This window comes from Ruminococcus flavefaciens MA2007, assembly GCF_000621845.1.
GTDB lineage: Bacteria > Bacillota > Clostridia > Oscillospirales > Ruminococcaceae > Ruminococcus > Ruminococcus flavefaciens_E.
In genome coordinates, this window is sequence record NZ_KK211357.1 from 1 (window position 1) to 9,053 (window position 9,053).

The 9,053-nt window shown below is 47.4% G+C and carries 9 protein-coding genes and 1 riboswitch; of the genes, 4 read left to right on the plus strand and 5 right to left on the minus strand.

The features are described 5' to 3' along the window. On the plus strand, positions 1–183 hold a 183-nt coding region (locus T497_RS0114965), incomplete at its 5' end, for an IS200/IS605 family transposase (RefSeq protein ID WP_028514862.1). 139 nt (positions 184–322) lie between these two features. On the opposite strand, the gene T497_RS0114970 is transcribed toward T497_RS0114965, so the two are convergent. Together T497_RS0114970 and T497_RS0114975 are read right to left on the minus strand one after the other, a co-directional pair. Further along, positions 323–592 carry an acylphosphatase gene (locus T497_RS0114970; RefSeq protein WP_028516310.1) on the minus strand — a complete coding sequence of 90 codons (270 nt, stop codon included), beginning with the start codon at positions 590–592 and terminating at the stop codon, positions 323–325. Positions 593–604: 12 nt separating this feature from the next. Beyond that, positions 605–1,588, minus strand: coding sequence for an SGNH/GDSL hydrolase family protein (locus tag T497_RS0114975; RefSeq protein WP_028516311.1), 984 nt, complete (start codon positions 1,586–1,588; stop codon positions 605–607). Positions 1,589–1,726: 138 nt separating this feature from the next. Here T497_RS0114975 and T497_RS17130 point away from each other — a divergent pair, with 138 nt between their 5' ends. Beyond that, positions 1,727–2,326, plus strand: a complete 600-nt coding sequence (locus tag T497_RS17130) for a pseudouridine synthase (RefSeq protein WP_196243056.1) — start codon at positions 1,727–1,729, stop codon at positions 2,324–2,326. On the opposite strand, the gene T497_RS0114985 is transcribed toward T497_RS17130, so the two are convergent. After that, positions 2,301–2,621, minus strand: coding sequence for a hypothetical protein (locus T497_RS0114985; RefSeq protein WP_037325400.1), 321 nt, complete (start codon positions 2,619–2,621; stop codon positions 2,301–2,303). The genes T497_RS17130 and T497_RS0114985 overlap by 26 nt on opposite strands. Before the next feature lie 82 nt (positions 2,622–2,703). Next, a riboswitch (SAM riboswitch) is annotated at positions 2,704–2,790 on the minus strand. 139 nt (positions 2,791–2,929) lie between these two features. Here T497_RS0114985 and T497_RS0114990 point away from each other — a divergent pair. Further along, positions 2,930–4,723 (plus strand): ABC-F family ATP-binding cassette domain-containing protein, encoded by a 1,794-nt coding sequence (locus T497_RS0114990; RefSeq protein ID WP_028516313.1) that lies wholly within the window; start codon positions 2,930–2,932, stop codon positions 4,721–4,723. Positions 4,724–4,961: 238 nt separating this feature from the next. On the opposite strand, the gene T497_RS0114995 is transcribed toward T497_RS0114990, so the two are convergent. Beyond that, on the minus strand, positions 4,962–7,106 hold the full coding sequence (locus T497_RS0114995) for a glycoside hydrolase family 11 protein (protein ID WP_028516314.1): 2,145 nt from the start codon (positions 7,104–7,106) through the stop codon (positions 4,962–4,964). A gap of 141 nt (positions 7,107–7,247) precedes the next feature. Further along, positions 7,248–7,808 carry an HD domain-containing protein gene (locus tag T497_RS0115000; RefSeq protein ID WP_028516315.1) on the minus strand — a complete coding sequence of 187 codons (561 nt, stop codon included), beginning with the start codon at positions 7,806–7,808 and terminating at the stop codon, positions 7,248–7,250. Positions 7,809–8,145: 337 nt separating this feature from the next. Here T497_RS0115000 and T497_RS17135 point away from each other — a divergent pair. Then, a partial coding sequence (locus tag T497_RS17135; protein WP_242840034.1) for a glycoside hydrolase family 11 protein occupies positions 8,146–9,053 on the plus strand: 908 nt, incomplete at its 3' end.

Here is a 9,053-nt window from a genome sequence, read left to right on the forward strand (position 1 = left end):
AATTTGAAGTACAAATATGGAAGTCGTCACTTCTGGTGCAGAGGATACTATGTAGATACGGTAGGACGAAATGAAAAAGTCATACGAGAATACATAAAGAATCAAACAGAAGAAGATTGCATGGCAGATCAGCTAACATTCAAAGAGTACATTGACCCGTTTACGGGTAGTAAGAATAAGTAAGCAAAAAGAAACAGCCGCTTGAAGCGGCTGCTCGAGATAGTAATGCAATGTCAAACCTTCAGTGCCCACTTTAGTGGGTGAGCCTGTATTCGCCCCTTTTAGGGGCTGTGCAAACCACCACTTCAGTGGTGGTTATGATTTATCTCACCTCAAAGCTGTAATCTCCGTGAACGGGTACCCGCTCCGATTCTATGCGTTCAACGCTGCCCCATGAGTGGTTTTCCATAGCCTCAACAAGGTCGGAGATATCTCTCTCCGTACCCTCTGCCTCCATTTCCACAGAGCCGTCGTCAAGATTGCGCACCCAGCCGCTTAGTCCCAGCCGCCTTGCGGTATTCTTAGCCTTCCAGCGGAAGCCCACGCCCTGCACATAGCCGTAAAAAATTATATGTCTGCGAACCTTATCCATATTTGTCTCCTGTTATTCTTTTTTCTTTCTCACCAGCAGAGCCGCTCCCACAACTGTCAGGAAAGCAATGCCTGCAATGATACCGCCAATAGCTATCCTGCCCTCTGACGAGAGCTGTCTGTCGCCGTAGACTGTAGTAGTATACGTGAAGCCCGTTGCGCGAAAAGCCGCGTCCACGTCCTCTGCGATGACCTCGTGTCCCTTTGCATTGGGGTGGATATCGAAATCTGCAATATTGGTAAGGCTGTCTGCCTTGCCATCAAAGTCCGCGGCAATGTCTATGACCTTATAGCCGCAGGCGGAGTTTTCCGTGATTATCTCGTTGAGCCTGCCTATTTTCTCATCTGAAAAATCCGTAACGCGCTTGAATTTGCTGTAGTATTCCAGCGGATCATAGAGCGTCTGTATGTAGACCGTGCCATCGGTACGCCTGTCAAGCTCCTCGGCTATGGTCTTGATATTCAGCTCAAATTGGTCAAGAGCCTTGTCAACGTCGCTGTTTATGCTGAGAAACAAGGACGCCGCAGTGAAAAAGTCGATATTTCCCGTATCAAACGAGCCGTTTTCGCTTATTCCCATGCTGTTGAACAGGTCAAGCATAATGCCAAGCAGGTCGTTGCCGCCGATAGATACCACGATGGCGTCGCTGTCCGCAAGGTCGCTGTCAAGCTGGCCGCTCTGTATCTGCCCGATAAGGTCTGAGGAAGTCGCTCCAGATACCGCCTTATTCACCATGGTATGACCGCATTTGCCGCGGAGCTCCTCATTGTACTTTTCCCTGAGGATATTGGAATAGGAGCGGCAGTGATAATTATCATCGGCAGTATAGCCCTCCAGTCCGTAGCCTGCCGCTATGGAGTCCCCGAGAAACAGCATTTTCGGCGGTACTTCCGTATTATTCACCACTTCTGTGACAGATTTTTCCGTCATTGAACAGGAAGCAAGGCTGACTGACAGTATGGCGGCAGATACCGCCGCAGCAATTTTTCTGAACATAGGCGCTCCTTTCGGTCAGGTTTTTCTTAATTATACCACAGTAACAGCTGATTTTCAAGAATTATCCGATACATAAATTGACTCTCATTTCATAATATGCTAAAATAGTGATTGATAATGATACAGGCAGGTGATGATATGCTATACTATATGTTCAACAAGCCACAGGGCTGCGTTACTGCACGGTCTGACGCAGTACACAGGACAGTCATGGACTACTTCCCTGCACAGCTTGCGGAAAAGCTCCACCCTGTAGGCAGGCTTGACAAGGACACCTGCGGACTGCTGATACTCACCGACGACGGCGACCTTGACTTCAAAATAATGCAGCCTGACCGCCATATCAGCAAGACCTATTTTTTCTACGCTATAGGCACTATGAACGAGGAGAAGCGTCAGCTTCTCGAAAGCGGCATTGCTATGGCAGGATTCACCGCTAAAGAAGCCGTTTTCCAGCTCCACAGGGAGTACCGTATCGGGGAGCTTGAAGGCTTCATGCCTGCGGAGCGCCGCGAGCGATACATGAAAAATCCCGACGGTGCGGCTTTTTCGGCTTCTATCACCATTTGCGAGGGCAAAAAGCATCAGGTAAAGCGTATGCTTGAAGCGATAGGCTGTCGGATATTCTATCTTCGCCGCGACAAGATAGGAGAGCTGCCCCTCGACAGCTCTCTCGGACAGGGCGAATACCGACAGCTCACCGAAAGCGAAGTTATTTTGCTGAAACAGCGGCTCTGAAATGGGATTCGGTACAGTAATAGTCGCTCTCGCCGTTGATGAACTTCCTGTAGTCTATCCTCTTGGGGATAGTGGGAGAATCCGATGAAAAGGACCTGCACCACACATAAAGCGAAAGGTGTCCCATAGTGCCGTCGCTGTGAACTCCTATGACATAGCCTGTCTGCCACTTTTCTTTCGGCAGGTCACCGAATCTGAGGTCGGTTTCCTCATAAAACTGCCTGCAAAGCTCCTCGGTATCGAAATACAGCCAAACTCTTTCCTCTTCTGATAAAATGTCTCTGATAGTACGCATAAATATGCACTCCTTTGAAAATATTCCATAAGAGCACAAAAGCGACCCCATCGTCACGACGGGATCGCTGTTTCGCTTTATTATCCCATCGTTCAAGCTTTAGCACCTTACATATATGCAGGTTGCTGTGCGGTCTCAGGGCTTGTCCCTCACGCACTCTTTATGGTACTTTTATAATAACACCTTTTTCAGCCTGTGTCAATAGCCGACTGAAAAAAACTTTTTTATCCGCCAAGCACCCGAGTTGACAGCTCAGATAGAATATGATAAGATTATACTGTTAATCTGAATAACAAGGAGAATTCTCAGTGATACTATTAACTGCTCAGAATATATCAAAGACATATATGGAACGCAAGGTGCTGGACGATGTGTCGTTCTTTCTCAACGAGGGCGACAAGGTCGGTATCATCGGCATAAACGGCACGGGCAAGTCCACCCTGCTGAAGATACTTGCAGGCGCAGAGGAAGCCGACAGCGGCGACATCATCAGAACTAACGGCATAAGGATATCCTATCTGCCACAGATACCCGAATTCGCTGAAAGCGGCAGCATTCTCGAACAGGTACTCTTACATCTGCCGAAAGACCTGCGGCAGGCTAAGGAATACGAAGCAAAGTCCATACTGGAAAAGCTTGGTATCTCCGACCAGCAGCGCGATATCAGCACCCTTTCGGGCGGCGAGAAGCGCCGCGCAGGCATAGCTGCCGCCCTGATACAGCCCAGCGATGTTCTTCTCCTTGACGAGCCCACCAACCATATCGACAACGAGACAGCGCAGCTCCTTGAAGACCTGCTGATGAAGTACCGCGGCGCTATTGTCATGGTAACTCATGACCGTTACTTCCTCAATAAGATTTGCAGCAAGATTGTTGAGATAGACCGCGGAAAGCTCTACGTCTGCGAGGGCAGCTACAGCGACTACCTCATGCAGAAGGCTCAGCGCGAAGCTGACGCAGAGGCTGCCGAACGCAAGAACCGCAGTCTTTACCGCAGAGAGCTTGAATGGATAAGCCGAGGCGCAAGAGCACGCGGCACCAAGTCCAAAGACAGGATAGAGCGCTTCGAGGCGCTTAAAAGCCGCGAAATCCCTGTGGCGGCGGAAAAGGTGCAGCTACAGTCCGTATCGTCAAGACTTGGCAGAAAGACCATAGAAATTGAGAATATCAGCAAAACTATAGACGGAAAGCCTCTTATCACGGACTTCTCCTACATAGTCTCCCGTGACGCAAGGATAGGCATTGTCGGACGCAACGGCGAGGGCAAGAGCACTTTTCTGAAAATGCTTCACGGTGATATATCTCCCGATTCGGGCAGGATAATCCTCGGCGATACCGTCAATATCGGCTATTTCTCTCAGGAGTGCGAGTCCATGGATCCGTCCGTGCGCGTAATCGAGTACATAAGGGAGACTGCCGACATCGTCCGCACTCCCGACGGAACAGTTACCGCTTCACAGATGCTGGAGCGATTCCTGTTCAATTCAGAGCTCCAGTGGAACCGTATCGAAAAGCTGTCGGGCGGCGAAAGAAAAAGACTGTATCTGCTGAAAATTCTTATGACCGCGCCGAATATCCTTCTGCTGGACGAGCCTACCAACGACCTTGACATAACGACTCTCACCATACTTGAGGACTACCTCGAAAGCTTCAGCGGAGCTGTCATTGCCGTGTCTCACGATAGATACTTCCTCGATAAAACGGCAAATGAGATATTTGAGTTCAGAAACGGCATCTGCACCAGATTCAACGGAAATTACTCCGATTATGCCGAAAAAGCCAAGGAAATGTACGCTGATGAAGCTCCAAAGCCAAAAAAGGAAAACACAAAGAAAGAGCGCGTTTTTGTCGGCAAAAAGAAACTCCGCTTTTCATTCAAGGAGCAGCGCGAATTTGAAACTATCGACGACGATATCGCTTCTCTTGAAGAGCAGATTGCCGCTGCCGAAAAGGATATCGCAGCAAATTCCTCGGATTATGTGAAATTGCAGGAGCTGTCCGACAAAAAGGAACAGCTCGAAAACGAGCTTGCCGAAAAAATGGAGCGCTGGGTGTACCTCAACGACCTCGCCGAGCGAATAGAACGCGGAGAAACCGAATAACACAAAGCCCATGCAGTAAAGCAAAAAAGCCGTAAAGAAGTTTTAGCTTCTTTACGGCTTTTTCTAAAAGAATAGAGAATAAATAAGAAATAAGAATTAAGGTATCCGTTTCACGGATATATTAAAAAATATCGCCGAAGGCGATACCACTATTATTCTTTATTCATTATTCTTTATTATTTTAGAGGGCGTGATAAATTTCTTTATCACGCCCTCGCTAAACTGCACTGGCTTTGTGTTATTCTGCTTTTTTACTCTTATCATTGAAGGATATCTCATCGAAATCGACATAGCCGTCGGCATTTCTTGCAGAAAACTCAAAATATCCCTCTTTCGGCTTATAGCCCTCAACATCAAGGGCTTTCATTATCTCGGCAAAATCCACTTCGTTTTGTGTATTGCTCAGTTCGTCGGATTCATTGAAGCTCTCTGTGCAATAAAGCCACACTCTCGTTATTACTTCTGAGCCGAGCTCCTCCTCTTTCCTTTCCATATAGTACTTCTTGCCGCCTATATCTATGATATCGAGCGAAGCGTTGTAATAGTCGATCGCGTCTTCGCTGTAGCCTTCATTTACGAATATATAAAGGATCTCATTATAATTCTTTTTGAAGTGACCTGTTATTTTCAGCTCGACGCCTTTTTTATATCTGTCATCTTTATGGCTGACAGTCTTTGCGATACCCGAGTATCTGATACTGAGCTCGTCAAAATCCTCAAGCCATTTATAGCGTTTCACTTCATAATAATCCGTTCCGTGCCAATCCGCCATAAACGAGCCGTCAGAGCGGACTGCTGTTTTTACATTGTCAGACCTGTCATTCCGTGCGTTGACCTCAAAATTTTCGCCATTGAGAGTCTTGTTAAATCCGCCGTAGTCGAGGAAAATCTCGCGCTCGGGCTCGGGAATGGAATCCGTCCTGCCTAACACAAAGCCTGTAAGGAGAACAAGGTCGCTTATATCGAGCTTGCAGTCGCCGTTTACGTCAAAATCGCTGCAAATGTTAAACTCCCCTGCTCTGAGAAGCTCTTTTCGCAATGCTATGACGTCGTAAATATCGATTTTTTTATCGCCATTCATATCTCCGCGTATACGCTTGGGCACTTTCGGGTAGTCCTCAGCATTGACTATGTAAAAATCATCTATCCAGAAATCCACAGGCTCGGAAGCTGTTATGCGCAGGAACTGACCTAAAAAAATATCATTATTCAGAGCAAAACTGATATTCTCAAAACTGCTCCAGCGATTCTGCACACCTGTTCTGAGACAGATACCGACGATATTCTCTTTATCGTCCCTGGAGGTTATCAGCTGAGCATTAAACTTAATGTCCTTGTCTCCGTTATGATATAGCTTCATGCCGACAGCGATGTCCCTGCAGCCGTACTCATCCTTTTTGAAGTCATAGGGATCTATCTTATACTCAAAAGAGCCGCCCGAAACGTGCATAGCCTTTTCGCCGCTGAAGCTGTGCTCACTGTCATAGACAGCAGAAGCATTCTCGCCGACTGCCCCTACTTTGGGGTTCTCGGCTTCAAAATCGATATATTCCACTCTGCCCTCTTCATCCGGCTCTTTGGGCTCATGAAACGTATATACTTCCTCTGGACCGTAATTGGTATTATCCGTTATCTCCTTGCTTATACTGAGAGAGTTAAGCTTTGCCTCGCCCTTACTTCTGTAGGGCTGTACGGAAAAACCAGCATCATACATATATCCCAGCTCAAAGCCTGCCTCGCTCCACGCCTTGAAATGATCGACGATGTTGACAGTATTCTTCACATTGCAGACTCCGTCGGTCTTTTCGGCAAGATTCTCATGCGCAATACTATAGTACATATATGTAGGAGGCTCAGCCGAAAAGCAGGCCATCTGCGATCTGATATCCTTGTAAATATCATAGGTGATACCATTGGATTCAAACGAGCCGAGCGGTTCTTTATCTAAGTTAGGCCGCCAGCTTCCCCAGCTGTCAATGATGTAAAACTCCATATAGGCGTTTGGTTTCTCCATCCAGCCGTAAACGCCTGCAAATGCGCTTCCGTCCATGTAGTTCACATCTGCGTCGTATGTCACATTGTATTCTTTTATACGCGACGCAAAGAGAGTATTTCTTTTAAATGAATCGCCTTTAAGCACTAAGGCGTTCACTATGCCGTCCCAGCTAAAGGTAAAGCCGTTGTTTTCAGTGTTTTCGTAATTGAATTCTCCTGCGTAATCCTGATTCCACAACTCATAATAATAGCCGTCTGCAGTACCATTTTCGGTAAAATCAGCCGCATACACCTGAGCTGTCGGCATAACCGACGGGATATTTACTGCTCCCAGCAGACACATACCTGCTGTCAGAGCCGCTGCTGTCCTTCTGAACCCTATCGCCATTGCGTTTCCTCCTCACTGAAACCTCATATCAGCAGCTTTTGCTGCCATAAATAAAACAAAACATCATAGACAGGATATATCATATCCTGCCTTTATATTATCATCAAACCGCAAAAATGTCAAAGCATTTCTTGCGGTATTTCAGGCTTCGCCCAGTTTTTCAAGGGTATCGCGGAGTATCTCTTTCCTCAGCTCCGTGAGCCACTCTGAAAACGCCGCTGTATCAAATGCATAGACCTTGTTCAGCTCGCGCTCGTTTTCCGACCATGTATCGAGGGGCGACTCGTTATGCTGGATAAGAGCTTCAAGCTTGTCGATAGCCTTGAAGAGCTTCGCCTCCTGAGTCTTCTGCTGGTTCATCTCATCAAACAGCGCCGTGAACCTTTCCGAGATATCCGCTGGCAGAGACCTGAGCCACTTTTCCAGAAGTTCGTCCTCCCTTGCGCGGTCAGAGTCTGTCTTTGCAAATGTGGGGATATCCCCCGTAAAGCACTCCCCGAGGTCATGTATCACGCACATAGCTATGACCTTGTCGATATCCGTATCGGGAAATTCATTTCTCAGCAGCATAGCCATAAGAGCCATTCGCCAGCTGTGCTCCGCAACACTCTCCGTTCTTCTCTTTGATGTGGTGCAGTGCCGAGGTGTGTCCTTTAACCGCTCCGCAATGTGAAGTATTTCAAGATATTCTTTTGCGTTCATATCCGACCTCCTGTTTTTGATATTTATGCGTTATGCTATGAATGCTTGCATTCATTATAGCATGAGCAGCACAAAAAAGCAATAATTACACGAAAACGCCGTAAACTCCATGTATACAAGACTGATAAAAAGCTCCGAGAGCGATTTACAAATAGTATATAAAAGCAAAAACCGACAAAATTGTATAACATGATAGCAAGAAAATACTTGTTAACGCCAACTATAATGTTATAATAAAAGCATAAAGATATATATTGGGGGACTACTAAATTTCGTTCTTAAACAGCTGCATTAGAGGGTTTTTGCAGACAAAAACAAAGGAGTGATTTTAGTGAAAATGTCCAAAATCAAAAAGGTCATCAGCGGCACCGTTTCTGCGCTGATGATCGCATCAAGCGTCCCGACAGTCGTATCTGCTGCCGACCAGCAGACAAGAGGCAATATCGGCGGATTCGACTACGAGATGTGGAATCAGAACGGACAGGGACAGGTTTCAATGAATCCCGGCGCAGGTTCCTTCTCCTGCTCATGGAGCAACATCGAAAACTTCCTTGCTCGTATGGGTAAAAACTACGACAGCCAGAAGAAAAACTACAAGGCTTTCGGAGACATCACCCTCTCATACGATGTTGAATACACACCAAGAGGAAACTCGTATATGTGCGTTTACGGCTGGACGAGAAATCCCCTCATGGAGTACTACATCGTTGAAGGCTGGGGCGACTGGCGTCCACCCGGAAACGACGGTGAAAGAAAGGGTACCGTAACTCTCGACGGCCATACCTACGACATCGCCAAGACAATGCGTTACAACCAGCCCTCTCTGGACGGTACAGCTACCTTCCCGCAGTACTGGAGCATTCGTCAGCAGAGCGGCTCAGCAAACAACCAGACCAACTATATGAAGGGCACTATCAGCGTTTCCAAGCACTTTGACGCATGGTCACAGGCAGGTCTCGATATGAGCGGTACTCTTTATGAGGTATCCCTTAACATCGAGGGCTATCGTTCAAACGGTTCTGCCAATGTAAAGAGCATTTCATTTGACGGATCACCGAATCCACAGCCTGACAACAACACAAATACCAACACTGACACCAATGTAGGCGGTGGTCAGCAGGGCGGCTTCGACTTTAGTCAGTTCGGCGGCGGACAGCAGGGCGGCTTCGACTTTAGCCAGTTTGGCGGCGGTCAACAGGGCGGCTTCGACATGAGCCAGTTCGGCGGCGGTCAGCAGGGCGGCTT

What these genes read in the sequence shown, in the direction of transcription:
- T497_RS0114970 (WP_028516310.1), bottom strand. Translation starts at nt 592, where the DNA reads ATGGATAAGGTTCGCAGACATATAATTTTTTACGGCTATGTGCAGGGC.
- T497_RS0114975 (WP_028516311.1), bottom strand. Translation starts at nt 1,588, where the DNA reads ATGTTCAGAAAAATTGCTGCGGCGGTATCTGCCGCCATACTGTCAGTC.
- T497_RS17130 (WP_196243056.1), top strand. Translation starts at nt 1,727, where the DNA reads ATGCTATACTATATGTTCAACAAGCCACAGGGCTGCGTTACTGCACGG.
- T497_RS0114985 (WP_037325400.1), bottom strand. Translation starts at nt 2,621, where the DNA reads ATGCGTACTATCAGAGACATTTTATCAGAAGAGGAAAGAGTTTGGCTG.
- T497_RS0114995 (WP_028516314.1), bottom strand. Translation starts at nt 7,106, where the DNA reads ATGGCGATAGGGTTCAGAAGGACAGCAGCGGCTCTGACAGCAGGTATG.
- T497_RS0115000 (WP_028516315.1), bottom strand. Translation starts at nt 7,808, where the DNA reads ATGAACGCAAAAGAATATCTTGAAATACTTCACATTGCGGAGCGGTTA.